This is a genomic window from Streptacidiphilus carbonis (assembly GCF_000787775.1).
Taxonomy (GTDB): Bacteria; Actinomycetota; Actinomycetes; order Streptomycetales; family Streptomycetaceae; genus Streptacidiphilus; species Streptacidiphilus carbonis.
This window is the reverse complement of the sequence record NZ_BBPM01000006.1, coordinates 97,785-122,938: the sequence shown is the minus strand read 5'-3', so window position 1 is coordinate 122,938 and position 25,154 is coordinate 97,785. Positions and strand designations below refer to the sequence as shown.

At 71.3% G+C, this 25,154-nt stretch carries 25 protein-coding genes; 14 read left to right on the top strand and 11 right to left on the bottom strand.

Annotated features, from left to right (window positions below; translation table 11 throughout):
- Positions 1–34: 34 nt before the first annotated feature.
- Entirely contained in the window at positions 35–1,663 is a 1,629-nt protein-coding gene (locus tag TR46_RS06765; RefSeq protein ID WP_042395208.1) for a cellulase family glycosylhydrolase, read from the top strand.
- Between the two features lie 133 nt (positions 1,664–1,796).
- Positions 1,797–3,200, top strand: coding sequence for a GH12 family glycosyl hydrolase domain-containing protein (locus TR46_RS45230; protein WP_304941263.1), 1,404 nt, complete (start codon positions 1,797–1,799; stop codon positions 3,198–3,200).
- Positions 3,201–3,257: 57 nt separating this feature from the next.
- Here the strand turns inward: TR46_RS45230 and TR46_RS06755 are convergent, their stop codons facing one another.
- The 3 genes from TR46_RS06755 to TR46_RS06745 form a co-directional block, all read right to left on the bottom strand.
- Entirely contained in the window at positions 3,258–3,698 is a 441-nt protein-coding gene (locus tag TR46_RS06755) for an OsmC family protein (protein WP_042395206.1), read from the bottom strand.
- Positions 3,699–3,747: 49 nt separating this feature from the next.
- Positions 3,748–4,071, bottom strand: a complete 324-nt coding sequence (locus TR46_RS06750; RefSeq protein WP_042395203.1) for a cupin domain-containing protein — start codon at positions 4,069–4,071, stop codon at positions 3,748–3,750.
- A 100-nt stretch (positions 4,072–4,171) separates the two neighbouring features.
- Positions 4,172–5,353 (bottom strand): epoxide hydrolase family protein, encoded by a 1,182-nt coding sequence (locus TR46_RS06745; protein WP_042395200.1) that lies wholly within the window; start codon positions 5,351–5,353, stop codon positions 4,172–4,174.
- 290 nt (positions 5,354–5,643) lie between these two features.
- On the opposite strand from TR46_RS06745, the gene TR46_RS06740 reads away from it, so the two are divergent.
- Together TR46_RS06740 and TR46_RS06735 are read left to right on the top strand one after the other, a co-directional pair.
- Positions 5,644–6,243 carry a hypothetical protein gene (locus TR46_RS06740; protein WP_042395196.1) on the top strand — a complete coding sequence of 200 codons (600 nt, stop codon included), beginning with the start codon at positions 5,644–5,646 and terminating at the stop codon, positions 6,241–6,243.
- 372 nt (positions 6,244–6,615) lie between these two features.
- Positions 6,616–7,476, top strand: coding sequence for a chitosanase (locus TR46_RS06735; protein ID WP_042395192.1), 861 nt, complete (start codon positions 6,616–6,618; stop codon positions 7,474–7,476).
- A gap of 108 nt (positions 7,477–7,584) precedes the next feature.
- On the opposite strand, the gene TR46_RS06730 is transcribed toward TR46_RS06735, so the two are convergent.
- Entirely contained in the window at positions 7,585–10,401 is a 2,817-nt protein-coding gene (locus tag TR46_RS06730) for a glycoside hydrolase family 3 C-terminal domain-containing protein (RefSeq protein WP_052432591.1), read from the bottom strand.
- A 284-nt stretch (positions 10,402–10,685) separates the two neighbouring features.
- The gene (locus TR46_RS06725; RefSeq protein ID WP_042395189.1) at positions 10,686–12,068 is read right to left on the bottom strand and encodes a thioester domain-containing protein; all 1,383 of its coding nucleotides are present in this window, start codon (positions 12,066–12,068) and stop codon (positions 10,686–10,688) included.
- Between the two features lie 346 nt (positions 12,069–12,414).
- Here TR46_RS06725 and TR46_RS06720 point away from each other — a divergent pair, with 346 nt between their 5' ends.
- The 6 genes from TR46_RS06720 to TR46_RS06700 all read left to right on the top strand — a co-directional run bounded on the left by TR46_RS06720 (position 12,415) and on the right by TR46_RS06700 (position 17,253).
- On the top strand, positions 12,415–13,665 hold the full coding sequence (locus tag TR46_RS06720; protein ID WP_042395187.1) for an acyltransferase family protein: 1,251 nt from the start codon (positions 12,415–12,417) through the stop codon (positions 13,663–13,665).
- A gap of 139 nt (positions 13,666–13,804) precedes the next feature.
- On the top strand, positions 13,805–14,020 hold the full coding sequence (locus TR46_RS06715; RefSeq protein WP_042395183.1) for a helix-turn-helix domain-containing protein: 216 nt from the start codon (positions 13,805–13,807) through the stop codon (positions 14,018–14,020).
- An 89-nt stretch (positions 14,021–14,109) separates the two neighbouring features.
- Entirely contained in the window at positions 14,110–14,187 is a 78-nt protein-coding gene (locus TR46_RS45695; protein ID WP_500799935.1) for a 50S ribosomal protein bL37, read from the top strand.
- Between the two features lie 193 nt (positions 14,188–14,380).
- The gene (locus tag TR46_RS06710) at positions 14,381–16,096 is read left to right on the top strand and encodes a glycerol-3-phosphate dehydrogenase/oxidase (protein WP_042395168.1); all 1,716 of its coding nucleotides are present in this window, start codon (positions 14,381–14,383) and stop codon (positions 16,094–16,096) included.
- Between the two features lie 75 nt (positions 16,097–16,171).
- Positions 16,172–17,011, top strand: a complete 840-nt coding sequence (locus TR46_RS06705; RefSeq protein WP_042395166.1) for an MIP/aquaporin family protein — start codon at positions 16,172–16,174, stop codon at positions 17,009–17,011.
- Positions 17,008–17,253, top strand: coding sequence for a hypothetical protein (locus TR46_RS06700; RefSeq protein ID WP_052432590.1), 246 nt, complete (start codon positions 17,008–17,010; stop codon positions 17,251–17,253). Before TR46_RS06705 ends, TR46_RS06700 begins: the two co-directional genes overlap by 4 nt.
- Before the next feature lie 19 nt (positions 17,254–17,272).
- On the opposite strand, the gene TR46_RS06695 is transcribed toward TR46_RS06700, so the two are convergent.
- Positions 17,273–18,040 carry an SDR family oxidoreductase gene (locus TR46_RS06695; RefSeq protein ID WP_042395163.1) on the bottom strand — a complete coding sequence of 256 codons (768 nt, stop codon included), beginning with the start codon at positions 18,038–18,040 and terminating at the stop codon, positions 17,273–17,275.
- Between the two features lie 154 nt (positions 18,041–18,194).
- On the opposite strand from TR46_RS06695, the gene TR46_RS06690 reads away from it, so the two are divergent.
- The gene (locus TR46_RS06690; RefSeq protein WP_042395148.1) at positions 18,195–18,737 is read left to right on the top strand and encodes a winged helix-turn-helix transcriptional regulator; all 543 of its coding nucleotides are present in this window, start codon (positions 18,195–18,197) and stop codon (positions 18,735–18,737) included.
- Between the two features lie 16 nt (positions 18,738–18,753).
- On the opposite strand, the gene TR46_RS06685 is transcribed toward TR46_RS06690, so the two are convergent.
- On the bottom strand, positions 18,754–19,116 hold the full coding sequence (locus tag TR46_RS06685; protein ID WP_236655229.1) for a PGPGW domain-containing protein: 363 nt from the start codon (positions 19,114–19,116) through the stop codon (positions 18,754–18,756).
- A 335-nt stretch (positions 19,117–19,451) separates the two neighbouring features.
- Here TR46_RS06685 and TR46_RS06680 point away from each other — a divergent pair, with 335 nt between their 5' ends.
- From TR46_RS06680 to TR46_RS06665, 3 genes are all read left to right on the top strand, one after another.
- Positions 19,452–19,844: a PPOX class F420-dependent oxidoreductase gene (locus TR46_RS06680; RefSeq protein WP_042395143.1), complete on the top strand. Its 393-nt coding sequence runs from the start codon at positions 19,452–19,454 to the stop codon at positions 19,842–19,844.
- Positions 19,845–20,021: 177 nt separating this feature from the next.
- Complete coding sequence (locus TR46_RS37715) at positions 20,022–21,050, top strand: glycosyl hydrolase family 79 C-terminal domain-containing protein (RefSeq protein ID WP_052432589.1); 1,029 nt, start codon at positions 20,022–20,024, stop codon at positions 21,048–21,050.
- Between the two features lie 39 nt (positions 21,051–21,089).
- Positions 21,090–21,605 (top strand): putative immunity protein, encoded by a 516-nt coding sequence (locus TR46_RS06665; RefSeq protein ID WP_042395139.1) that lies wholly within the window; start codon positions 21,090–21,092, stop codon positions 21,603–21,605.
- Between the two features lie 3 nt (positions 21,606–21,608).
- Here the strand turns inward: TR46_RS06665 and TR46_RS06660 are convergent, their stop codons facing one another.
- The 4 genes from TR46_RS06660 to TR46_RS06645 form a co-directional block, all read right to left on the bottom strand.
- A complete protein-coding gene (locus TR46_RS06660) occupies positions 21,609–21,989 on the bottom strand; it encodes a VOC family protein (protein WP_042395136.1) in 381 nt (126 codons plus the stop codon).
- Between the two features lie 121 nt (positions 21,990–22,110).
- Entirely contained in the window at positions 22,111–23,106 is a 996-nt protein-coding gene (locus tag TR46_RS06655; RefSeq protein WP_042395134.1) for an endonuclease/exonuclease/phosphatase family protein, read from the bottom strand.
- 129 nt (positions 23,107–23,235) lie between these two features.
- Positions 23,236–24,327, bottom strand: coding sequence for a sensor histidine kinase (locus TR46_RS06650; protein ID WP_042395130.1), 1,092 nt, complete (start codon positions 24,325–24,327; stop codon positions 23,236–23,238).
- A complete protein-coding gene (locus tag TR46_RS06645) occupies positions 24,320–25,015 on the bottom strand; it encodes a response regulator transcription factor (protein WP_042395127.1) in 696 nt (231 codons plus the stop codon). The genes TR46_RS06650 and TR46_RS06645 overlap by 8 nt, the downstream gene beginning before the upstream one ends.
- Between the last annotated feature and the right edge of the window lie 139 nt (positions 25,016–25,154).

The following is a 25,154-nucleotide window of genomic DNA, read 5'->3' as shown; positions in this document are numbered from 1 at the left end:
GGGAGCGCTCCCACCCACGGCAGGCCGCGCATGCATGCGGATCGGGCTGGCCCTGGCCGCGATCGGTGCGGCGCTGGGGGCCGCCGTCGCACTTCCGCCCGCCGCCGGCGCCGCCGGAGCGGTCGGATCCGGCTACTGGCACACCTCCGGCAGCCGCATCCTCGACAGCGCGGGCAACACCGTGCGCATCGCCGGTATCAACTGGTACGGCTTCGAGACCCCCGACGCGGTGGCCCACGGCCTCTGGAGCGCCGACTACAAGGCCGTCATCGACGACATGAGGAACCTCGGCTACAACACCATCCGGATCCCCTTCTCCAACCAGATGGTGGAGACCGACCCGGTGCCGTCCAACCTCGGCTACTACGGCAACGGCGGTCCGATCAACACCGATCTCAAAGGGCTGACCTCGCTGCAGATCCTGGACAAGATCGTGGCGTACGCGGGCCAGGACGGCCTGCGGATCATCCTGGACGACCACCGGTCCGAGGCGGGCAACAGCGCCGAGCAGAACGGCCTCTGGTACACCAGCGCCTACCCGGCCTCGGCCTGGCTGGCCGACTGGGACACCATGGCCAAGCGCTACGCGGGCAACCCCACGGTGATCGGGTTCGACCTGCGCAACGAGCCGCACACCCCCGCCTACACGGCCTACGCGGCAGGCGCCACCTGGGGCAGCGGCGACCCCGCCACGGACTGGCGGCTGGCGGCGCAGGCCGCCGGCGACCGGGTCATCGCGGACGACCCCGGCGCGCTGGTGTTCGTCGAGGGGATCAGCAACTACCCGGACGCCACCGTCAGCGGCGGCTACTCGACCGACTGGTGGGGCGGCAACCTGGACGGCGCCGCCGCCTACCCGGTCACCCTGACCTCGGCCGGACACGTCGTCTACTCCGCGCACGACTACGGGCCGCACGAGTACGCGCAGACCTGGTTCAACTCCGGCACCACCCCGGCCAGTCTGGCGGTGGTGTGGGACAAGCACTGGGGCTACCTGGCGGAACAGGGCATCGCCCCGGTCTGGGTGGGCGAGTTCGGCACCCCCAACGCAGCCACGGACGCGGCCGACAGCACGGCGGGCTCCCAGGGGCAGTGGTTCAGCAGCCTCGTCGGCTACATCAAGGCCAACAGCCTGAGCTGGACCTACTGGGCGCTCAACGGCGAGGACCCGTACGCGCTGCTCGACAACGGCTACGACCCGACGCCGGTCTCGGCGGCCAAGCAGTCGGCACTCGACACGATCGAGTTCCCGCTCACCGGCAGCGGCAGCACGGGCGGCCCGAGCAGCAGTGCCAGTGCCAGTGCGAGCGCCAGTGCCAGCGCAAGCCCCAGCTCCGGTGCGGGCAGCGGCAGTTGCAAGGCCACCTACACGCTGTCGAGCGAGTGGGCCGGGGGCTTCAACGGTGTGGTGGACATCAAGAACACCGGCGCCACCTCCGTCAACGGCTGGAGCCTGGCCTTCACCTTCGGCGGCGACCAGAAGATCACCAACTTCTACAGCGCCGCCATCACCCAGAGCGGGGCCAAGGTCACCGCCGCCAACCTCGCCTACAACTCGGCGATCGCCCCCGCGGCCGACGTCAGCTTCGGCTTCCAGGGCACCTGGACCAGCAGCGACGCCGCGCCGTCCGGGTTCGCCCTCAACGGCGTCCCCTGCAGCTGACCGGCTGCGGCTGCGGCACCGGTACCGGAAGCCGCCCCCGACCTCCGGGCGCACGCAGTAGTACCCGCACCCGTGCGCCCGGAGCACCACCCCTGCGGACAGCCCTCACCCCCCACCCGGGAAGGACACCTTCGTGCAGCTCCGTCCATTGATTCCCCTGGTCCGACGCCTCAGAGCGTCCCTCCTGGTCCTCGCCCTCGCCGGGCTGATCGCGCCCGTCGCCGCAGCCCCGGCGGCGCACGCGGCCGGCGGCACCTCGATCTGCACCCCGACCGGCACCCTGCCGGTCGCCAACGGCGAGTACACCCTGCAGTCGAACGAGTGGAACTCCACCGCCGCACAGTGCGTCACCTCGACCGGGGGCACCGCCTGGTCGGTGTCCACGGCGAACTTCAACCTCTCCGGCGGGGCCCCCGCCACCTACCCCTCGCTCTACAAGGGCTGCCACTGGGGCGCCTGCACCACCGGCAGCGGCCTGCCGATCCAGATCAGCCAACTCGGCAGCGCCACCTCCTCCTGGAGCACCGTCCAGCCGGCCAGCGGCGCCTATGACGTGGCCTACGACCTGTGGATCAACTCCACCCCCACCACGACCGGCCAGCCCGACGGCACCGAGATCATGATCTGGCTCAACAGCCGCGGCGGCGTCCAGCCCTTCGGGTCGCAGACCGGGACCTCCACCGCCGCCGGCCACAACTGGAACGTGTGGACCGGCCAGCAGACCTCCTGGAAGATCATCTCCTATGTGCTGCAGGGCGGCGGCACCTCCGTCACGGACCTCGACGTCAAGTCGCTGATCAGCGACGCGGTGTCGCGCGGTTCGGTGAACCCGGCGCACTACCTGATCGACGCCGAGGCCGGCTTCGAGATCTGGCAGGGCGGCCAGGGGCTCGGCACCAACAGCTTCTCCTTCGCCGCCTCGACGACGGGCAGCGGCGGAGGCACCGACACCACGCCCCCGAGCGCGCCGGCCGGCCTCGCGGTCAGCGCCACCACCAGCGACTCCGCCTCGCTCACCTGGGGCGCGGCGACCGACAACGTCGGCGTCACCGGTTACGACGTGTACCGGGGCGGAACCCTGGTCGGCACGACCGCCGGCACCTCCTACACGGACACCGGCCTCAGCGCCGCCACCGCCTACACGTACACCGTGAAGGCATTCGACGCGGCCGGGAACCTCTCGCCCGCGTCGGGCAGCGCGACCGCGACCACCCAGGCGGCGTCCGGCGGAGGCGGCGGCTGCTCGGCGGTGCTCGCGGTCACCAACCAGTGGACGCCCGGATTCACCGACACCGTCACCGTCACCAACAAGGGCAGCGCGGCCACCCACGGCTGGACCGTCACCTGGACCTGGCCCAACGGCCAGCAGGAGACCAGCTACTGGAACGCCGCACTGACCCAGACCGGCAGCGCGGTCACCGCGACCAACCTCAGCTACAACGGCGCGATCCCGGCCGGGGGCAACACCACCTTCGGCCTCCAGGGCACCTGGAACGGCAGCAACGGCACACCCACGCTCAGCTGCACCGCGAGCTGACCCGGGCGCGGTCCCCGGGCACCGGATCCACCCTCCGGGCCCGGGGACCGCTCGGCGTCAGACGTCCGCGACGGTCACCCGCACGGGCGTGCCCGCCTCGACCGTTCGGCTGACGGTGCAGAGCCGGTCGTGGGAGGTCCTGACCGCGCGCGGGAGGATCGTCCGGGCCCGGTCGCCGGGCTCCCCGTCCGGGAAGGCGACGGTGAAGGTGACCGCCAGGTCGGTCATGCGGTTGCCGAGCTCATCGCTGACCTTGTTACCGGTGACGGTGACGTCGAATCTGCTCGGCTCCACGTGCCTGCCGGTGGCGACGTCCACATCGGCCGCGGTGCAGCCCCCGATGGCCGCGAGCAGCAGCTCCACCGGAGTGAACCCGGCCCCGCCGTCGGGGTCGGAGCTCGTACCGAAGCTGATCGTGCCGCCGCGGGCATTGGTCGCCGTGAAGTGGCCGGTGGCGGTCCGCTCGATGCGGACGGAGCGCAGTGATTCGTCGGTCATAGCGACGAGGGTAACCAGTAAGGTCCCAGGGGGCCCGTCGTCGGCCGCGTCAGACCCCGGTGACGGTGGTCAGCAGCACGATGGCGTCGCTGAGGGCCAGCAGGTCGTGGCGCTCCTGCGGCACCTCGGCGAGTTCCCCGGGTCCGAGACCCACCACTTCACCGCTCCCGGTGCTGATCCGCACCTGGCCGGAGAGCACCTGCAGACTCGCGGCATGCGGCGATTCGTGCTCGCCGAGGACGGAGCCCCGGGTCAGCGCGATCAGCGTCTGGCGCAGCAGGTTCTGGTGCAGCAGGAGCCGTGCGGAGCGGCCGTGCGGGGACTGGCGCGCCTGAGCGAGCTGGGCCTCGGCCACCAGGGAGAGTTCGACCATGGCATCAGTGTGGCTGAGCGGGAGGCCTCCCGCACGCCCGGTCCGGTCCGGGACCGCAGGTCGGCGAGAAAAAGGACATGGCCGAGACCTGGCCCTCCCGTCAGGGCCGGCGGCCCGCCGCCGCCCGGTAGGGGCGGAAGAAGGCGCGCAGCTCCTCGGCGTAGAGCTCGGGCTCCTCGAAGGGCGCGAAGTGGCCGCCGCGCTCGGGCTCGGTCACGCGTACGGCGTTGGTTGTGCGCTCCAGCCAGGCCCGCGGCGGCCGCACGACATCGCCCTGGAAGATCGAGAACCCGGACGGCACCTCCACCCGGCGGGCGCGCTGATCGAGCGGAATCGCGGCGTTCGCGCTGTACATCCGCATCGAGGAGCCGATGGTCCCGGTGAGCCAGTACAGCGTGACATTGGTGAGGATCTCGTCCTTGGTGAAGCTCTGCTCGATGTCACCGCCGCAGTCGCTCCAGGCCCGGAGCTTCTCCACGATCCAGGCGGCGAGCCCGGCGGGCGAGTCGGTGAGCCCGAACGCGGCGGTCTGCGGCTTGCTGCGGTGCACGGCGGCATACGCGCCCTCGGCCTCGCCCCAGGCCACGGCGGTTTCGAACCAGGCGCGCTCCTCGGGTTCGAGGTCCGCGGGGTCACCGGTGGGGACGGGAAGGCCGCCGTCGGTGCGGTGGACCGCGACCACCCGGTGGGGGTGGTCCAGCGCCAGGTAGCGGCTGACGTGGCTGCCGATGTCGCCGCCGGCCGCGCCGAACCGGGGGTAGCCGAGGACGCCCATGAGTTCGGCCCACAGGCCGGCGACGGCGACGGAGTCCAGGGGCGGGCCGGTCGGACGTTCGGAGTACCCGTAGCCCGGCAGGTCGGGAACCACTACGTCGAAGGCGTCCGCGGGGTCGGCGCCGTGCGCGCCGGGATCGGTGAGCAGCGGGATGACCTTGGTGTAGCGCCAGAACGAGTCCGGCCAGCCGTGGCTGAGCACCAGCGGCAGGACGGGGGCGGCCGGTTCGACCGCGCGGGCATGCACGAAGTGGATCCCCAGGCCGCCGATCGGGACCCGGAAGCGGGGCAGCTCGGCGAGCGCCGCCTCCTGCGCCGGCCAGTCGAACCCGTCGGCCCAGTAGGCGACGAGCTCGCGGAGGTAGTCGAGGTCGGTCCCGAGCGACCACCCGGCGTCCTCGGGCGCGTCCGGCCAGCGCGTCGCGCGCAGCCGGGTGCGGAGATCCTCCAGTGCCGCGGGGTCGGTCCGCGGACTGAACGGCTCGGGACGAGGCGCAGCGTCAGCCATGCCCGTCACCCTACAACCCGTGCCGCGGTGGGAACGCGGTCACTGGACCAACGAGCCGTCCCGCCGCTCACCTGCGCGGGAACAGCTCGGTCTGCACGGCGCGGGGAGGGTAGATCAGATCCGTGCGCTGCTCCCGCGCGTCGACGCCGGCCGCGGCGGAAAACCTGCCCGCGACATGCAACCGGGGCGGCCCCTCAGCGGTGTAACACCTGGGCCCAGCGTCGGCGCCGTGTTCGGGCGCCGCCGGGTCGTCGCCCCCACGGATCGAACCCTCCTGAACGAGAAGACATATGAAGCGTCGTCATTGTGAACTCGCTGCTCGCCCGGCTGCCGTCGCCGCCGTCCTGTGCGCCGCCGCGCTGCTCAGCGGCTGCAACACCAAGGACCACCCGGGCGGCGGCATCCCGTCGAACCCGATCGCCGTCTCCGGGACGGCGGGAAGCACGCCGGCGCAGTCGGCTCCGGCCCGGTCGACGTCGACTCAGCCCACGTCAGCCCCGTCCGCGTCGCCGTCGACGCAGGCCACTTCCGAGTCGGCGGATCCCGGCTGCCGGGACCTGGTCGCCTCCGCGGGCGTCAAGGACGCGGTCACCCAGGCGTACGCGCGCCAGAATCCGCCGCTCAAGCACATCGAACCCCAGCCGGGTTCGTTCCTCTACGGCGAGTGCGCCGGCGTCACCTACGCAGCCGCCAGGTTCCGCCCGACCGCCGGCGCCACCCTGGACGAGCAGGTCGCGATGCAGGACGAGGGCAGCGTGCGCAAGTACCTCGTCCTCGAGTCGGGCAGCTGGACCGATCTGGCCAGCGACGGCTCCCCCTCGAACGGCCACTGCGCCGCCCAGGTGCCGACCGCCCTGGCGGCTGTCTGGAACGGGTGCTCCGCCCCCTGACCGGGCGGCATCGGACCCGAGCGGCAGCTTAAGGGCGTCTTAGGGGCGCCACAAAGCCGGTTAGGGTGCCCGGCCCCGGTAACCCTGCGCGGGCCCTGTACGCGGCAGGCGCCGCCGGCCCACCGCCGAGGGAGTCCGCCTGGTGGCAGGGCTGCTGACGGAGTCCCAGGTCCGGCTGCGGATCCGCCCCCGGGACATGACGGCACGAATCTCCCCAGAGTCGGACTCATTGACGGGGACGCTTCAGGCCAGCAGAATCACTTCCACCCGAGTTAGTAATACTTCCTAACTCGTTTGGGGTGCTGCTGTTCTGACGCGCAGTCGCTCCGTGCCGCCCCGCCGCCCCGGCGGACAACCCTCACAGGAGTCATGATGACCACTCGTGCGACCGGCACCCGCCACCGCAAGCCCAAGCGCACCGCGGTCCTCGCCGCAGCCTCGACCCTGGTCGCGGGCGGCCTGGCCTTCACCGGCGTCCAGGCGATGGCGGCGTCCACCCCGCACGCCAACGCCTCCAGCGGCGTCAACCTCACCGACGCGCACAAGAAGGAGATAGCGATGGAGCTCGTCTCCAGCGCCGAGAACTCCTCGCTGGACTGGAAGGCGCAGTACAAGTACATCGAGGACATCGGCGACGGGCGCGGGTACACCGCCGGGATCATCGGCTTCTGCTCGGGCACCGGCGACATGCTGGAACTGGTGCAGGCCTACACCGACACGAAGCCCGGAAACATCCTGGCCAAGTACCTGCCCGCGCTGAGGAAGGACAACGGCACCGCTTCGCACAGCGGCCTGGGGACGGCCTTCGTCAACGACTGGAGGACGGCGGCCAAGGACACCGTGTTCCAGACCGCGCAGAACAATGAGCGCGACCGGGTCTACTTCAACCCGGCGGTCCAGCAGGCCGAGGCCGACGGGCTGCGCGCGCTGGGCCAGTTCATCTACTACGACGCCATCGTCATGCACGGCCCCGGCGACGACCCGACCAGCTTCGGCGGCATCCGCAAGACCGCCATGAAGAAGGCCAGGACCCCCGCCCAGGGCGGCAACGAGACCACCTACCTCAACGCCTTCCTGGACGCCCGCAAGGCCGCCATGCTCACCGAGGCCGCCCACGACGACACCAGCCGGGTCGACACCGAGCAGCGCGTCTTCCTCAAGGCCGGCAACCTCGATCTCAACCCCCCGCTGACCTGGAAGACCTACGGCGACAGCTACACCATCAAGAACTGACGCGCCCGAACCCCGCAGGGCCTCGCCCGCCGCCGCCGTCCGCGCGGCGGTGGGCGAGGCCTTCGGCGGGCCGGGACCGGCTCCGGGAGCCCGCCGCCCGACGTACGGTCAGCTCGGCGTCCAGGACTGGTTGGCGGCGCCGGTGCAGGACCAGATCTGCACCTGGGTGCCGGGCGTCGTCGAGAATCCGGTGTCGTCCAGGCACTTGCCCGAGGCGGGGTTGAGCAGAGCGCCGTTCGACTGCCGCTGCCAGACCTGGGCGCCGGTGCCGTTGCAGGTGTAGAGCTGCACCAGGGTGCCGTCGGCGGTGCCGGCGCCGTTCACGTCCAGGCACTTGCCCAGCGCCTGCAGGGTCTGACCGGACCCCGCCGACCACAGCTGGGCCGCGGTGCCGTTGCAGGTGTAGACGTCCACCTTGGTCCGGTCGGCGGTGTTGGCCCCGGCCACGTCCAGGCACAGCCCGGCGTAGCCCACCAGCGGTCCGGCGACGGCCGATCCGGCCGGGTACACGGTCCACAGGAAGGTGGTCGTGGCCAGCGCTCCGGCCGCGTCCTCGGCGGTGACGGTGACCGTGCTGGTGCCTGCCGCGGTCGGGGATCCGCTGATCAGCCCCGAGGCGGAGATCGAGGTGCCGGCCGGCAGCCCGGTCGCGGTGAAGCTCGGGCTCTGGCCGCTGGTGCTGTCGCTCGCAGCCACCTGCACCGAGACCGGGGCGCCGGTCGCGTCCTCCTGCGCCCCGGGCGCGGTGACGGTCAGCGGCTGGCCGAGCTGGGCCGCGGCGACCTGCAGGGTCCCGGTCAGCGGCAGGTCGGCGTCGGAGTCGCCGACCGAGATGCCGTAGCTGCCGGTGCTGACGGCCAATGTGTCGGAGGCGGTGTCGTAGTGCTGCAGATCGGCCTGCGCCAGCGGGAAGCTGACGGTCTGGCCGGCTCCCGGCTGCAGCGAGACCCGGGCGAAGCCCTGCAGCTGCTTGGGCGGTTCGCCGGCCGAGGCCGGCTGGGTGACGTAGAGCTGGGCGATGTCGGCGCCGGCCCGCGAGCCGGTGTTGGTGACGGTCGCGGTGACGGTGGCCGCCCCGCCCTTCGGCAGGGTGCCGACGCTCAGGTTGCTGAAGGCGAAGCTGGTGTAGGACAGGCCGTAGCCGAAGGGGAACAGCGGCGTCAGGTGGTTGGCGTCGTAGTACCGGTAGCCGACGTCCACGCCCTCGGAGTACTGCACCGTGCCGTTGGTGCCCGGCCACTGCGCGGTGGTGTTCGCCGGGACCTGGCTGAGCGAGGTCGGGAAGGTCACCGGCAGGTGGCCGGAGGGGTCGGTGTCGCCGAACAGCAGCGAGGCGATGGCGGTGCCGGCCCCCTGGCCCGGGTACCAGGCCTCCAGCACGCCCTTGACCGAGGCGAGCCAGGGCATGGTCACCGCCGAACCGGTGTTGAGCACCACGACCGTGTCGGGGTTGGCCGCGGCGACGGCCGAGATCAGCGAGTTCTCCGAGCTCGGCAGGTCGATGCCGCCCAGGTCGCTGCCCTCGGACTCGAAGTCGCTGACGAAGACGACCGCCACGCTGGAGGACGCGGCCAGTGAGGCGGCCGAGCCGGTGGACGAGCCGCTGTCGTAGCGCACGGTCGCGCCGCTGCTGGCGGCCCGGGCGGTGATCCCCTGGAGCGGGGTGACCGTGCCGCTGGAGTTGACGGCCGCGCTGCCGCCCCCGGCGGTCTGCGGCGAGGTGGAGGCGTCGGCGCCGATCACCGCGATGGACGAGGTGGAGGAGCCGAACGGGAGCACACTGCCGCTGTTCTTCAGCAGCACCGTGCCCTCCTGGGCGATCTGCGTGCCGGCGCTCTGGTCCGCGGCGCTGGTGGCGGTCTGCGAGGGGGAGCCGGTCGGCGCCTTGTCGAAGAGTCCGAACCCGAACATCTGGGACAGCACCCGGGACGTCATGGTGTCCAGCGTGGCCTGGCTGACGGAGCCGGAGCTGACGGCGTTCTGCAGGCTGCTGCCGTAGTAGCCGTCGTTGCCGGGCATGTCCTGGTCCAGGCCGGCGTCGGCGGAGGCCGCGGTGGAGTGGGTGGCGCCCCAGTCCGAGGTGACGAAGCCCTGGAAGCCGAACTGCTGACGCAGCGTCGTGTTCAGCAGGTACGGGTTCTGGCAGGCGTAGGTGCCGTTGACGGTGCTGTACGAGCACATCACCGAGGAGGCCGCGCCCTGCTGCACCGCGTCCCGGAAGGCGGGCAGGTAGATCTCCTGCATCGCGCGGTCGCTGATGACGGCGTTGTCGGACGGGGTGTTGCGGTTGGTCTCCTGGTTGTACACGGCCAGGTGTTTCACCTGGGCCATCACCCCGGTGGACTGCACACCGCGGATGTCGGCGGCGCCGAGTCGGCCGTTGAGGTAGGGGTCCTCACCGACCGACTCGAAGGCCCGGCCCCAGCGCGGGTCGCGGTCGATGTTGATGGTCGGCCCCAGGTCGACGGTGGTCCCCTTGGCGGCCTCCTCGGAGCCGACGATCCGGCCGTAGGTCTGCTCGGCCGCGGTGTCCCAGGTGGCGGCGGCGTCGACCGGGGCGGGGAGTTGGGTGACGCCGGTCATCCCGTCCGCGACGCCGGCCGGTCCGTCCTCCAGGTTCATCGACGGTATGCACAGCGAGCCGATGGCCGGGGTGAAGCCGACGTAGCTGGAGCCGCCGGCCCCAGTGGCCAGGGAGACCTTCTGGGCGGTGGACATCTGCGCCAGCAGCTGGCTCACCCGCTGCGGGATCGGGGCGGTGGACTGCACCCAGGGGCAGGCGGCGGTGGCGGCCGCGCGGACCGTCGCGGGGGCGCCGGCGGCTGCGGGAGCCCCCGCGCCCAGGGCGCCTGCGCCGGCGGCCACCAGGGCCAGGGTGACCAGGTAGGACGTGGGCCTTCTCGCCCCTGTTCGGGTCGTGCGCACGGGACCTCCAAGGATCTTCCGCCCCCGCTCCCGGGTGGGAGAGCGCTCTCTCGGTGGGCAGAGGCATGCATCTCGCCGTGGCTTCGGAGCCGGATGCGCTCCGGCCGGGGCCACTTGACATGAACTCAGAAGAAACGAAGGGATGTCAATGGGTCTGGACCAATGAAGGGGGGCGTGCACGGCCGACTCGGCCGTGCACGCCCCCCTTCGGGACTCGAACGCTCGGGACTCGAACGCTCGGACTTCAGCGTCCGGACTCAGTGTCCGGGAGGTTCACCAGGACTTCAGCCGGCGTGGACGCCGCCGCGCCGCCTGCGCACGAAGAACACCGCACCGCCGCCGAGGACCACGAGCGCCGCACCGACACCGGCGATGACCGGGGTGTTGCTGCTCGCACCGGTCTCGGCCAGACCACCGCTGGCGGACGGCGACGGGACCGCCGGAGCCGAGGCGGGGGTGGACGCCGAGGCTGAGGCCGACGGGCTCGCACTGCCGCTCGGCGTTCCGCCGCCGGTCGGCCGGCACTTCAGCGCGCCGGTGAAGGTCTTGCTGAACCCGTTCGGCCCGGTGACGGTGATGCTGTAGGTGTCACCCTCCTTGACCGGGACGAGCACGGTCTCGCCCGCGCCCGGCGCGACGCTGACCGACTTGCCGTTGACCTGCGCGGTCCACGGCTGGTCGCCGCCGTTGGTCACGGTGACGTCGACACCGCCCTGCTTGCAGTCCTCGGTGGCGTTCGCCGCCGGGACCGCGCCCTTGGGCGCCCACTGCGCCGAGGCCGCGGCGTCGACCCGCACCGGGGCGGTGCCCGCGAGGATCATCGTCTGGCTGTTGCCCGTCAGCGCCTTGAACGCCCGGCCGACCGGAAGGCTGGCCGTCGCCGAGGCGCTGAGCTGGGCGGTGCCCGCGTCAGTGCCCGCGGGCACCTTCACGTACAGCTTGTCGTTGTTGCCCGCGCTGGTCACCGCCTGACCGCTGCCGTCGACGAGCGCGACGCCGCTGGGCGCGGTGAACTTGAGGTCGACCGACTTGGCGTTGGTGGTCACCGTGATCGGTCCGAGCTTGTCGCCGCTCCTGCCCGCGACCGAGGCCGGCGAGAGGGCCAGCGAGGGAGCCGGCTCGGAGGCGTCGGTGGCGTTCTGCTCCAGCCAGCCGGCGACCGCCGTGGTGGTCTGGTCCTTGCTGGTCGCGTCCGTCTTGTCGGAGAAGTGCCAGATCGCGATCTGGGTCGCGGCCGCCGCCTCGTCCGCGGTCAGGCTGCCGACGCCGGCCTCCTGCGCCAGGGCCGACGCATTGAGCACCGGGTAGCTGTGCTCCAGGATCCACTGGATCTTGCCGCGGTCCGGGTTGGCGGAGAGCACGGACTGGTCCCAGCCGGTCTCCTGGTACTTCACCCCGGCACGGGTGCCGTGGTAGAGGTCGATGCAGTAGACCTCCAGCTTCTGCCCGTCCTCCTTGAGCGCCACCGTTCCCGCGACACCCTGCCCCTCGCGGGGGATGTCCACGCTCTGGCCGTGCAGCACGTTGCCCAGCGTGGCAACCGCACTGCCGTTCGGGTCGGCCGCCGTCGCGGTGGTCGCCGTCGCCAGCCCACCCGCCGCGAACGCACCCGTCGCCAGCAGCGCGGCGGTGAGCTGCGCTGCTCCCCGCCGTGGTATTCCGATCATGCCTTGCCCTTTCGATGGTTCCGGGGGCCCGCGGCATCGTCTGCGTCGAGCGTGCTGACGCAGCAGCAGATCGGTTGCCCCCCATTGGCATGTGCATACTAGTGGGATTTACGCGCTTTCATGTGCAAGGAGTGAAATTCCCCGCCCCCAGCAGGTTTGGGGCCCCGCGAACCGGTATCGACTCCCGCCCGAGGGACTGTGGCGCAGCGGGTGCGACGGGGCAGTCGGGTGGCCGCTGCCGGACTATATGCTGTCCCACAGCCCGGGCTCATTCCCTGAACAGGGACGTGTGCTCCTCGTCGCGGGGTCGCTGCGGCGCCGTCAGCGAGGGGATCTCCAACCGATCATGTCCTGGATACGCTCCCGAGGGACTCTGGACCGGCTGCTCGTCGGACGTGCCAACAGTTTCGGCCTGCTGCGTCTGCTCCTGGCGCTGTCCGTGGTCTACGCCCACGCCTATGTGCTCGGCTACGGAAGCGATCGGGGCTGGAAGCCGCTCTGGGCTCTGAGCGTCTCCCCGGTCGACTGCAGCACCCTGGCCGTGGCCGGGTTCTTCGTGCTCTCGGGCTTCATGATCACCTCCAGTGGCACCCGGCTGTCCAGCGCGCGCTTCGCCTGGCACCGGGCCCTGCGGATCCTGCCCGGCCTGTGGGCCTCCCTCCTGGTCACCGCACTGGTGGTGGCCCCCTTGGTGCACATCCGACTGTTCGGTTCGACGGCCGGCTTCTGGTCGTCCCGGTCCGGACCCCTGGCCTATCTGAAGGGCTCCTGGATCACCGCGATGAGCTCCGGTTTCGACATCTCCGGAGTGATGTCGGCCGCGACCCACCGCGGCCTGGTCCACAACCCGGCTTTCGAGGGCACCCTGTGGTCGCTCTCGTACGAGATCTTCTGCTACGTCGTGGTGGGGATCCTCGCCGCAGGCGGAGTGCTGAAGCGTGCTCCCAGGACGGTGCTGCTGATCACCGTCGGGCTGTGGAGCAGCATGCTGGTCAACTTCGTCGACGCGCCGGCCCGGGCCTCGGAGGCGCGCGAGCCCTCAGCCGCCGTGGCCGTCCCGCTCCTGGGCGGGTTGGAGACACACTTCCTGGTGTACCTGGGGTTCTGCTTCATGCTGGGCGCGACCATGCGGCTGTTCCAGCACCGGATCCACATCAACGGCCTGCTGGCGCTCGGCGCCGCCGCAGTGCTGCTGGTGACGATGCACTACGGCGGGTTCCTGGTGTTCGGCTACCCGGCCTTCGCCTACCTGCTGTTCTACCTCGGCGTGCGGCTCCCGTCCTGGCTGCACTGGGTGGGGCGGAAGCACGACTACTCCTACGGCGCGTACATCTACGGCTTCCTGGCGGAGCAGCTGCTCACCCTGTACGGGGTGCCGAAGCACGGCATGGCCGTCTACCTGTCGCTGTCGGTGGCGGGGACCCTGGCGCTGGCGTTCCTGTCCTGGCACCTGGTGGAGCGTCAGGCGCTCAGGCTGAAGGACTGGACGCCGCCGCGCCCGTCCGCGCTGCGGCGCGGGCCCCGGCCCGAGTCTTCCGGGGGCGACGGGCAGCCGGTTCTGCCGGGCCAGGGCGTTCTCGAGGGGCAGCGCCTCTGAGGAGGGGGTTCCCGGGGTTCCCGGGTTTTCCCCTGCGGGGCCCAAAGTTCACCCGTTGCACAGGGGGCGTTGAACCAGGGCGGGTAGAACAGTGGTGAGGGCAGAGGTCATGGTGCCCGAAACCAGGAGGACGCACCGCATGCTCGAATCCGTGGGGCTCGACGACCGCGCCGAGGAGACATACCGCTACCTGGTCGCCCACTCGCCGGCCACCGCCGCCGAACTCGCCGACCTGCTCGGCGCCGGCGAGCAGCGGGTCCGGCGGGATCTGGACTCCCTGGTCGCGCTCGGCCTGGCCTGCGCCGAGCCGGGCCGGGGGAACCGCTTCGCGGCACTCGACCCCCGCTGGGACTGACGCCGGGGCTGAGCGGCGCGCCGTCCGAGCCCCGGTGTGCGAGCTTGGACGTGAGGCAGCAGGAGTCCGCCCCGGTGAGAGGAGTGGTCATGTCGTCGAAGCGTCGCCGCAAGAAGAAGGCACGTGTGAAGCACAAGGCCAATCACGGCCGTCGTCCCCAGTCCTGAGACCTGGACCAGGAGCCGACCGAGGACCGGCGACCACCCGAACGGGTGGTCGCCGGTCATTTTCTCCATGTGCCTCCGGGCTTCACGCGCTCACCCGTCCGGCGGCGGCTGGGGGCGCTGTGGGTGCGGCCCCGGCCGACGGTTGGTCAGATGAAGGCGTCGTGGTTCCCGTCGTCTGACAAGGAGATGGCTGATGAGGCCGGTCGCCCTATCGCCGCAGGCCCGTGAGGACGCATTGCACGCCATGGAGTCGGCCGGCGAACTGGACGTCCTGGTGGTGGGCGGCGGTGTGGTCGGGGCAGGATGCGCGCTCGACGCCGTCACCCGCGGGCTCACCGTCGGGCTGCTGGAGGCGAGGGACTGGGCCAGCGGCACGTCCAGCCGCTCCAGCAAGCTGATCCACGGCGGCCTGCGCTACCTGGAGATGCTCGACTTCCGGCTGGTGCAGGAGGCGCTGAAGGAACGCGGCCTGCTGATCCAGCGGCTGGCGCCGCACCTGGTGCACCCGGTGAAGTTCCTCTACCCGCTCAAGCACCGCGTCTGGGAGCGCCCCTACGTGGGCGCCGGCGTGCTGCTGTACGACACCCTGGGCGTGACCTCGGGCAACTCCCGCGGCCTTCCGCGCCACCGGCATCTGACCCGGCGCCACGCGCTGCGCGAGGTGCCCGCGCTGAAGGCGGACTCCCTGGTGGGAGCGGTCCAGTACTGGGACGCGCAGGTCGACGACGCCCGGCACACCATGACGCTCACCCGTACCGCGGCGTCCTACGGCGCGCTGGTGGCCAACCGGACCAGGGTCGAGGGGTTTCTGCGGCAGGGCGAACGGGTCACCGGGGTGCTGGCGTACGACCTGGAGTCGGGCCGCAGGTTCGAGGTCCACGCCCGGCAGGTGATCAATGCGACCGGGGTGTGGACCGACGACACCCAGGCCATGGCCGACACCCGCGGCCAGTTCCACGTCCGGGCCTCCAAGGGCGTGCACATCCTGGTGCCCCGGGACCGGATCAACTCCCAGTCCGGGCTGATCCTGCGCACCGAGAAGAGCGTGCTGTTCGTCATCCCCTGGGGCCGGCACTGGCTGATCGGCACCACCGACACCGACTGGGACCTGGACAAGCAGCATCCCGCCGTCAGCTCGCGCGACACCGACTACCTGCTGGAGCACGTCAACGGGGTGCTGGCCACACCGCTGACCCGGGACGACGTGGAGGGGGTGTACGCCGGGCTGCGGCCGCTGCTGTCCGGGGACGCCGCCGAGACCAGCAAGCTCTCGCGCGAGCACCTGGTGGGCCACCCGGTGCCCGGCCTGGTCGTGGTGGCCGGCGGCAAGTACACCACCTACCGGGTGATGGCCAAGGACGCCGTCGACGAGGCGGTGCGCACCCTGGACGGCGGCACCCCGGCGACCTCGGTGACCGAGGACGTGCCGCTGGTGGGCGCGGACGGCTACCGGGCGCTGTGGAACCGCCGCCAGAGCATGGCCCGGGACGCGGGGCTGCACGTCGCCCGGATCGAGCACCTGCTCAACCGCTACGGGTCGATGGTCGGCGAGGTGCTGGACCTGGTCCGGACCGATCCGTCGCTGGGCGCCCCGCTGGCCGGCGCGGACGACTACCTGGAGGCGGAGGTGGTGTACGCGGTCACCCATGAGGGCGCCCGCCACCTGGACGACGTCCTGACCCGGCGCACCCGTGCCTCGATCGAGTCCTGGGACCGGGGCCTGGCGGCCGCGCAGCAGGCGGCCGACCTGATGGCCGGGCCGCTCGGCTGGGACCAGGACACTGTCCGCGACGAGGTCGAGCACTACCGCAAGCGGGTGGAGGCCGAGCGCGAGGCGCAGCAGCAGCCTGACGACCACACAGCCGACGCCGCCAGGCTCGGCGCCCCCGACATCCTTCCGCTGCGCTGAGAGCTGCGTTGGCGACCGCGTCGGAGGCTGCGCCGAAACCTGCGCCGAAACGTGCGCTGAGAAAGGACAACGACCATGGCCTCGGCCACCCTGTCGGCCCGATCGCTGGAACCCAGCGCGTCGCGGGAACTGATCGGTGAACTGCTGGCCGAGTTCGCCGGAACGATGATCCTCATCCTGTTCGGCGTGGGGGTGGTGGCCCAGGTGGTCGCCGCCGGCATCGGCAACCACGACAGCATCGCCTGGGCCTGGGGTCTGGGTGTGATGCTGGGCGTCTACGTCGCGGCCCGGATCTCCGGAGCCCATCTCAATCCGGCGGTCACCGTCGCCCTGGCCGCGTTCCGCGGCTTCTCCTGGGCGAAGGTAGTCCCTTACGCGCTGGCGCAGACCGCGGGCGCGTTCGTCGCGGCGCTGCTGGTCCGCTGGAACTACACCGAAGTACTGGCCAAGGCCGACCCCGGGCACACCATCAAGACCCAGTTCGTGTTCTCGACCCTGCCCGGCAACGGCACGCTGCCGATCAGCCAGTGGGGGGCGCTGCGCGACCAGATCATCGGGACCGCCATCCTGCTGCTGGTCATCATGGCGCTGACCGACGTCAGGAACACGGCGCCCAGGGCCAACATGGGCGCGTTCATCACCGGACTGCTGGTGGTGGCGATCGGCATGGCGTTCGGCGCGGACGCCGGCTACGCCATCAACCCGGCCCGTGACTTCGGTCCGCGGCTGGCGAGCTTCCTGACCGGCTACCGGCACGCCTGGCGCGACCAGTACGGGGACCTCTACTTCTGGGTCCCCATCGTGGGGCCGCTGATCGGCGGCCTGCTCGGGGCCGGTGCCTACCAGTTCCTGATCGCGCGGTTCCTGCCCATCCAGGAGGTGCAGGCCGGTCGGGTCCTGACCGACGACGAGTGATCCGCGCGGAGGAGCTCAAGGCCAACTGGGACCAGGACCGCCGCTGCCCGGTGGTCCATCGCCGACGGCTGGAGGGCCGGTCCCGGGGGATCGAGGGCTTCGCCGAACCGACATGGGAGGACGTGGCACTCCAGCAGAAGGAGTTCGCCCCGTGGAGCGATCGACGACTGGTGCTGGACGCGATGGTCGACCTGCCGTCGAACCTGGCGAGAGCAGTTGACTTCCTGACCGCCGCCTCCTGACCGGCGGACCGTGCGACCGCTACCAGTCGATGTCGACTGCCAGGAACGGCCTGTCCTCCGGGGCCTCCTTGCGGGCCCGGAGCGCGCGCTCGGCGGGTGCGCCGACCGGCACACGCAGGGCGGGGTCGGGGTTCTCGACCGTGTCTGCGACCGCTGCCGCCACCAGCTGCGGGGTGATCGGTTCGCCGCGGAGCGCGGGCAGCGCCCGGTAGAGCCCAGCGTAGGGGTCGTCGTCCTGCAGCAGCACTTTGGAGCGTTCGGCGCCTCCTGAAGAGACTGCGCCGGGCTGCACGATGCTCACCTTGACGCCGAAGCGGCCGGTCTCGATGGCGAGGGTTTCGGCGAGGGCCTCCAGCGCCCACTTGCTGGCGCCGTAGGGGCCGATCAGCGGGAGCACCAGCCGCCCCTGGACGCTGGAGACGAAGACCAGGCGGCCGCTTCCCCGCTCGCGCATGGCCGGAAGCACTGCCTGCGCGACTCGCAGTGCACCGAGGGTGTTGAGTTGGAAGAGCCGTTCGACCTCGGCGAGCGGGACGCTCTCCAGCGGCGCGCGAACGGTGTCGCCGGCGTTGCTGACGACGGTGTCGATGCTGCCGGCGTCCCGGACGGCCTGGTCCACGCTCTCCTGGTCGGTGACGTCGAGGCGCAGGCGCTGGTCGACAGGAAGGTCGCCCAGCGCCTCGGGGCGGCGGGCGGTGGCGACCACCCGGTGGCCGCGGCCGGCCAGTTCGACGGCGACGGCTCGGCCGATACCCCGGGAGGCGCCGGTGATCAGTACGGACGACATGGTTGATCTCCTGCTTCGATGGCTCGGTGGTCCGCTCGGGCAGCGGCTGTGAGCGCGGCGAATTGGCATCAGTTCACTGACTGAACTGCTCTTCGTTGGAAACCGTAGCATGTGTCAGTTCAATGACTGAACTAGCTGGCGCTAGAATGGGTCCATGACACTCCCCAGCACGTACGCGGACCGCAACTGCTCGCTGGCGAGAACGCTGGAGGTCGTCGGCGAGCGGTGGACGCTCATGATCGTTCGCGACGCGTTCTTCGGCGTGACCCGCTTCGGCGACTTCGCCGCCGAGCTGGGCATCCCGCGCGCCGTGCTGACCAGCCGACTGAAGTCGCTGGTGCAGGAGGGCGTACTGACGCGCGAGGGGGATGCCCCGGGCGGCGTCGAGTACCGGCTGACCGCCAAGGGCATCGCGCTGTGGCCGGCTCTGCGCGCCTTCATGAACTGGGGGGACGAGTTCTACTCCCCGGCCGGAGCGAAGCGCACCTTCCGCCACGACCAGGACGCGGGCCTGATCGACCAGGACGGACGCTGTCAGGAGTGCGGCACGGTCGTCCGGGTCCCGGAGATCCGCATCGAACGCGGCCCCGGTTTCGAGCCGACCGAGTCCGACCCCGTCTCCGAGGCGATCACCACCTCACGCCGGCTCCTGGAGCCGGTCACGGCAGCACGAACGCCCGCGCCCGCGGCAGGCTGAGGCGGTCCGCGGCCGGTCAGTCGTGGTCCGGGGCGGATGCGTGTCCGGATGCGGGGTGCGGGTGGGTGCGGCGGTAGCTGTAGGTGAGTAGGGCGAGCAGGATCAGGCCGGAGAGGATCAGGCCGGAGCCGGTCGGCCAGCCTTCCAGCGGGAGCCCCGGTACGGTGCCCCAGAGGACGCCTGCCGCGATCAGTGCCAGGCCGGCCAGCACCGAGCCGGCGATGCGCAGCGGTGAGGCGACGCTGTCCTCCGCCGCTTTCAGCGCCCGGCGCCGTACCGGTTCGACGTAGCGCTCCAGTCGCGGGAAGGCCGTGGACAGGGTGATCAGGCCGGCCAGGACGAGCAGCAGCCCGGGGCCCGGCAGGATCAGCAGGGCCACGCCGGCGAGCAGCAGGACCGACCCGGCCAGGATGACTGCGGCGTGCTTGAGGTGTCGGATGTGTCGGTGGATGGCTGATGTCCTCGGCTCGGCGTCGGGGGCTCCGACCAGTCTAGGAAGTCGTCTGTCTGCGCGGCGTCAGCACGCGCGCCGGTCGGGGTTCCGGTTGCTGACCGGAACATTGCTCCGCGCGACGACAGTGCCTGGCAGGCCGCACAGGACCGACTGGCCACCGGCCCGGACGCGTTCGGGCAGGTCGAATCCAAGTAGATCTTGGTATGTGGCATGGTGATAATTTGGCTGCTCAGCCCGTTCACAAGGCAGGAGCGCCATCGATGAGCACGATCCCCGCAAGTCATCTCGACCTTCTGGAGCGCCCTCTCTTCGGCCACCTGGGCACGGTCAAGGCGGACGGCGCGCCGCAGGTGACGCCGGTCTGGTTCCAGTGGGACGGCGAGTTCCTCAGTTTCACCACGTCCACGCAGCGGGCCAAGTACCGGCACATGGAGAAGAATCCGGCCGTCGCGTTGTCGGTCAACGACCCGGAGCAGCCCTATCGGTACCTCGAAGTTCGGGGCACCGTCGAGCGGATGGAGCCCGACACGGACGGCGACTTCTTCTTCGTCCTCGCCGAGCGCTACGGCCCCGCCATCGACCGCGGGGGCCTCGACGACGCCCCCTACCGCGTGAAGGTCGTGGTCCGCCCTAGCCACTGCACCAAGCAGTAGCAGGCGCCGGGGCGGCGTTGAGCAGGTACGGGTGATGACGGCGTGCGCCGGCGCCTGTCGGGCGGGGCCGAACGGTAGACGGACCGGTCGGCTTCGCCCGCGCCCGCGCGACGCCTCTCGCGACCGCCCCGGCCGAGCGCTGTCGGTGGAACCCTCCATCCGCTCATCTGCCAGGCTGTGATCGACGAGGGCAACTCGGTGGTGTGCGAGGGCCAGCAGGGCGTCAGCAATGTCTTCGCCTCGGCCCTCTGGGAGATCGACGAGCAACTGGACCTGGCCCGCGAGGGCGTGGCCGGCGACTACATGCACGGGACCGTGATCCAGTGCAACGCACCCAAGCCCCTGTTCATGTATTACACGCCGCTGTGCGCCCCGACCGCCGCCGACGCGGCCGCCGGAACCCTGGCCGCGCAACCGGAGTACTACGGGCTGGCCGCCGTGCACCAGGTCGGCACGGGAAGCTTCCTCAACGTCGACAACCCCGCCTGGGCGACCGTGCGCACCTACGCCGTCAAGCACGCCGACGGCACGATGACCGTGGTGCTGGACGATGTGCAGGACCCGGCCGGCAACGGCGCCACGACCCTGCAGTTGAACCTCGGCGCCTCCTACACCACCGGTCAGCGGGTCGACCTCACCGCGGGCGGTCTGGCCGCCACCACCGGCATCACCCTCGGCGGCCGGACGGTCCAGGCCGACGGCAGCCTGCCGGCTCCCACCGCCACCCCGGTGGCCGTCAACGGCAGCACCCTGACCGTCACCGTGGCGGCAGGCAGCGCGGCGCTGCTCACCCTCGGCGGAAGCGGCGGCAGCAGCCCGAGCACCACCTTCGTCGGCGGCCTGTCCGGCAAGTGCCTGAGCGTCACCGGCGGTTCGACGGCCACCGGCGCCACGGCCGACATCTACGCCTGCAACGGCAGCGGCAGCGAGAACTGGACGCCCGGCCCGAACGGCACCATCGTCGGCGGACTGTCCGGCAAATGCCTTGAGGTCAGCGGCGGATCAACGGCGAACTACGCGGCCGTCGACATCGCCGCCTGCAACGGCGGGGCCGACCAGAGCTGGACCGTCACCTCCGCGGGCACCATCGTCGGGGACCGGTCGGGCAGATGCCTGAGCGTCACCGGCGCCTCGGTGGCCGACGGCGCGAAGGCCGACATCTACGACTGCAACGGCAGCGCCAGCGAGAACTGGACCGAACGGTAGGGCGGTCCGGGCCGTGCCCGGGCCGCGTAGGGTGGAGCGGTGATCCTGCCCAAGGAGCGCGACCCCAGGTTCACCACCATCCGCCGCGGGGGGACGCTCACCGACTCCGACCACCGGCTCCTCGCGCTGTGGGCGGCCGTGTGCGCCGAGCACGTGCTGCACCACTTCGAGGCCGTGCGGCCGTCGGACCCCCGGCCCCGCCAGGCGATCGAGCGGATTCGGGCCTGGGCGCGGGGCGAGGTCAGGATGTCGGACTCGCGCGCGGCGGGGGGCCATGCCATGGCGGCGGCACGCCCGTTGAGCGGTGCCGCCCGGCACGCCGCATTCGCCGCCGGTCAGGCGGCGGTGGTCGCGCATGTCGCCGCACATGAGCTCGGGGCCGCCGCCTACGCGATCAAGACAGTACGGGCGGCGGCACCCGCGGACCGGGCCGACAGCGCCGGACGGCTCGAGTGCCGTTGGCAGCGCGAGCAGCTGTCGGACGCGATCCGCGAACTCGTTCTGGACGACCAGCGGTTGCGCACCGGGATCTGCTGGTCGGTGTTCGATTGTTGAGCGTCAGAGCGGGTTGAGACGGGCCTTGAGCAGGCAGAACTCATTGCCTTCGGGATCGGCCAGGACATGCCAGTTCTCCTGCCCGGTCTGACCGATGTCGGCCGGCCGCGCGCCGAGCTTCAGCAGGCGTTCGAGCTCGGCGTCCTGATCGCGGTCGGTGGCGTTGACGTCGATGTGCAGCCGGGACTTCCCGGGTTCCGGCTGCTCCCTGATGCTGAGGATGATGGTCGGCTGCGGTCCGCCGAACCCTTCGCGCGGCCCGATCTCCAAGGTGCCGTCGTCCTCGCGGTCGAGCACGACGAAGTCCAGGACCTCGCACCAGAACCGCGCCAGCAGTTCGGGGTCGCGGCAACCCAGCACCAGTTCGCTGATCCGACATGCCATGGACGAAACCTGCTCTCCATCGGGGAACCGCCGAGGAGACCATACGCGAACGAACGTGCCGCAGTCAGCGGGACCCGCGGTGCGGGACGACGAGGCCGTGCTTGTGGGCGGCCTGCCGCGTTCACCAGCTGATGCGGGACGCGACCGGCCGGTGGTCGCTGCCGTCGGCCGGGAGCACCCAGGAGCTGTCCGGCCGCACGCCGCGGACCAGGATCTGGTCGATCCGCGCGACCGGGAACCGTGCCGGCCAGGTGAAGCCGAAGCCGTTCCCGGCCGCGTCCTGGGCCGAGCGCAGCTGCGAGGTGAGCGCGGCGAACGCCCGGTCGTCCGTGCTGCCGTTGAGGTCGCCCAGCAGCACCACCCGCCGGCTCGGAGCGGTGGCGACGGCCCTGCCGAGGGCCTGGATGCCGATGTCCCGCGAGCCGGTCCAGAAGCCCGCCCTGAGATTCACCCGCACGGATCCCAGATGGGCCACGTACACCGTCAGCGGTCCGCGGTCGGTGGCCACCGTGGTGCGCAGCGCCCGGTTCGAGGCCAGTTCCGTGACGGCCGGTTTGGTGGCCGCCAGCGGCCCGTAGTCCATGACGTCGATCGGCCGGGTGTCCGACAGCGGCAGCCTGCTCCACAGCCCGACCGTGCCCTGCACCGTGTGGTACGGGTACGCCTTCGCCAGCCCCTTCTCGTACACGCCGGTGGCCTGCGGGGTCAGCTCCACCAGGGCCAGTACGTCCGCGCCGGAGGCGGCCAGGTCGCGGGCGGTGCCCGCCGGGTCGGGGTTGCCCGCGTCGACGTTCTGCTCGGCCACGGTGAGGTCCCCGCCCGGGTGGGACTTGTCGCCGAGCGTTCCGCCGAAGAGGTTCAGCCACACCGCGACCGGCAGCAGCAGCGCGACCGCCGCGGAGGCGGAGCGGCGCCAGAGCGCCGCTGCCAGCAGCACCGGGACGAACAGGCCGAACCACGGCAGCAGGGTCTCCACCAGGCTGCCGATGTTCCAGATCCGGTTCGGGATGTCGGCGTGCAGCAGCATGACCAGGCCGAGCAGCAGGGCGAGCGCCGCGAGCACCGGGCCGCGCTTCCACGGCCCCGGCCGGAGGCCGCCGCGTATCGCCCGGCGCATGCCCGCGGTCCAGGTCCCGGGCCGCTCCTGGGCCGCGTCCTGCTGCCGCGTGTCCGCGTGTTCTCGTGTCGCATCGCTCACTGGTGACGTTCCCGAAATCTGAAATGGTGGAAGGGTTGCTGGTGGGGCTCATGCGGCCGCATGCGGCGGCGGTGCGGGCAGTTCGACGGTGATGTGCAGGCCGCCCGCGGAGCGCGGGGTGATGGCGAGGGATCCGTCGTGCACCTGGATGATCCTCTTGACGATCGCCAGGCCCAGGCCGACGCCTCCGTGGTCGTCGCGGATGCGCTCGGTGCCGCGCCGGAAGGGCTCGGTGAGGGTCGAGACCAGGTCCGGGGAGAGCTTCTCGCCGGTGTTCTCGACCGTGAGCACCGCGGTCCCGGGGCGGAGGCCGGTCCTGATCCGGACCGCGCCCTGCTCCGGCGTGTTGTGCACGATGGCGTTGTGCACCAGGTTCGTCGTCATCTGCCGCAGCAGCGCCGGCGATCCGAAGGCCGGGGCGATGTCACCGGAGGCGTCGACGGTGACACCGTGCTTCTCGGCGAGCGGCAGCAGAGTCTCGGCGGCCTCCTCCACGAGGAGGGAGAGGTCGACGGGCTCCCGGGTGAACGTGTCCCGGTCGGCGCGGCTGAGCACCAGCAGCGCCTCGGTGAGGTCGATCGCCCGGGTGTTGACGGTGCGGAGGCGGTCGAGGAGTTCGCCGGTGTCGCGGTCCGGATCGGTGCGGGCCACGTCGAGGAGGGCCTTCGAGATCGCTAGCGGGGTGCGCAGCTCGTGAGAGGCGTTGGCGGCGAATCTCTGCTGTTCGGCGACGTGCGCTTCGAGTCGGGCGAGCATCGTGTCGAAGTCGTCGGCGAGTGCGCGGAACTCGTCGCTGGGGCCCGGCAGCCGGATCCGGTGCGAGAGCGATCCGTTGGTGGCCATCCGGGTGGCGTCCGTGATGCGGGTCAGCGGGGCGAGCATGCGCCCGGCCAGGATCCATCCTCCCAGCAGTCCGAACGCCAGCAGCGACGCCATGACGGCGGCGGCCGCCGGCAGGAAGCCGCGCAGGAGCTCGGAGCGGATCAGCAGTCCTCCGCCGATGATGGTGGTCACGTTGGGCAGGGAATGCTCCAGGTACACCCCCATCGCCGCGAGCAGCAGGACGCCTGCGACCATGAGGAATCCGGCGTAGCTGAGGGTGAGTTTGACGCGGACGCTCAGACCGGGGTCCCTATCCACGCTCTCCTCCCTCGGGCCCGGATCCCGGACGGCGGTCGATGCGGTAGCCGACGCCCGGCACGGTGGCGATGGTCCAGGGCTCGCCGAGACGCTTGCGCAGTGCCGAGACCGTGATGCGCACGGCGTTGGTGAACGGGTCGGCGTTCTCGTCCCAGGCGCGTTCCAGGAGTTCCTCGGCGCTGACGACACCGCCGTCGGCGGCCAGCAGGACTTCGAGCACGGCGAACTGCTTCCGGGTCAGCGCGACGAAGCGGCCGTCCCGGTAGACCTCTCTGCGGAACGGGTCCAGCCGCAGGCCTGCGGTCTCCAGCACGGGAGGCCTGCTGTGGGCGCGCCTGCGGTCGAGGGCTCGGAGCCTGAGCCCGAGTTCTCGGAGTTCGAAGGGTTTGGTGAGGTAGTCGTCGGCGCCGAGTTCGAAACCGGACGCCTTGTCGTCGAGACGGTCGGCGGCGGTGAGCATGAGGATCGGCATGCCGCTGCCGGAGGCGACGATGTGTCGGGCGATCTCGTCACCGGAGGGCCCGGGGACGTCCCGGTCCAGGACGGCGATGTCGTAGCTGTTGACGTCCAGCAGTTCCAGCGCGGTGTCGCCGTCGCCCGCGATGTCGGCCGCGATCGCCTCCAGGCGCAGGCCGTCGCGGATGGCTTCGGCCAGGTAGGGCTCGTCCTCGACGATCAGCACACGCATGCTCCCGATGCTACGAGTCGGCGCATATCGTCGGCGTATCGAAAAGCGCTTACGGCACGGTACGTGGTGGTCGCCGACGCCGGACCGCACGGCCGTACGGAGCGCTCGCCGGTGGGCCCCGCATCCGTGCGGGTGCGGG

What these genes read in the sequence shown, in the direction of transcription:
- TR46_RS45695 (WP_500799935.1), top strand. Translation starts at nt 14,110, where the DNA reads ATGTCGTCGAAGCGTCGCCGCAAGAAGAAGGCACGTGTGAAGCACAAG.
- TR46_RS06690 (WP_042395148.1), top strand. Translation starts at nt 18,195, where the DNA reads ATGACACTCCCCAGCACGTACGCGGACCGCAACTGCTCGCTGGCGAGA.
- TR46_RS06745 (WP_042395200.1), bottom strand. Translation starts at nt 5,353, where the DNA reads ATGGCTGACGCTGCGCCTCGTCCCGAGCCGTTCAGTCCGCGGACCGAC.
- TR46_RS06765 (WP_042395208.1), top strand. Translation starts at nt 35, where the DNA reads ATGCGGATCGGGCTGGCCCTGGCCGCGATCGGTGCGGCGCTGGGGGCC.
- TR46_RS06680 (WP_042395143.1), top strand. Translation starts at nt 19,452, where the DNA reads ATGAGCACGATCCCCGCAAGTCATCTCGACCTTCTGGAGCGCCCTCTC.
- TR46_RS06735 (WP_042395192.1), top strand. Translation starts at nt 6,616, where the DNA reads ATGACCACTCGTGCGACCGGCACCCGCCACCGCAAGCCCAAGCGCACC.
- TR46_RS06720 (WP_042395187.1), top strand. Translation starts at nt 12,415, where the DNA reads ATGTCCTGGATACGCTCCCGAGGGACTCTGGACCGGCTGCTCGTCGGA.
- TR46_RS06715 (WP_042395183.1), top strand. Translation starts at nt 13,805, where the DNA reads ATGCTCGAATCCGTGGGGCTCGACGACCGCGCCGAGGAGACATACCGC.
- TR46_RS06725 (WP_042395189.1), bottom strand. Translation starts at nt 12,068, where the DNA reads ATGATCGGAATACCACGGCGGGGAGCAGCGCAGCTCACCGCCGCGCTG.
- TR46_RS06655 (WP_042395134.1), bottom strand. Translation starts at nt 23,106, where the DNA reads ATGCGCCGGGCGATACGCGGCGGCCTCCGGCCGGGGCCGTGGAAGCGC.
- TR46_RS06645 (WP_042395127.1), bottom strand. Translation starts at nt 25,015, where the DNA reads ATGCGTGTGCTGATCGTCGAGGACGAGCCCTACCTGGCCGAAGCCATC.
- TR46_RS06755 (WP_042395206.1), bottom strand. Translation starts at nt 3,698, where the DNA reads ATGACCGACGAATCACTGCGCTCCGTCCGCATCGAGCGGACCGCCACC.
- TR46_RS06660 (WP_042395136.1), bottom strand. Translation starts at nt 21,989, where the DNA reads ATGGCATGTCGGATCAGCGAACTGGTGCTGGGTTGCCGCGACCCCGAA.
- TR46_RS06750 (WP_042395203.1), bottom strand. Translation starts at nt 4,071, where the DNA reads ATGGTCGAACTCTCCCTGGTGGCCGAGGCCCAGCTCGCTCAGGCGCGC.
- TR46_RS06695 (WP_042395163.1), bottom strand. Translation starts at nt 18,040, where the DNA reads ATGTCGTCCGTACTGATCACCGGCGCCTCCCGGGGTATCGGCCGAGCC.
- TR46_RS06740 (WP_042395196.1), top strand. Translation starts at nt 5,644, where the DNA reads ATGAAGCGTCGTCATTGTGAACTCGCTGCTCGCCCGGCTGCCGTCGCC.
- TR46_RS06705 (WP_042395166.1), top strand. Translation starts at nt 16,172, where the DNA reads ATGGCCTCGGCCACCCTGTCGGCCCGATCGCTGGAACCCAGCGCGTCG.
- TR46_RS06710 (WP_042395168.1), top strand. Translation starts at nt 14,381, where the DNA reads ATGAGGCCGGTCGCCCTATCGCCGCAGGCCCGTGAGGACGCATTGCAC.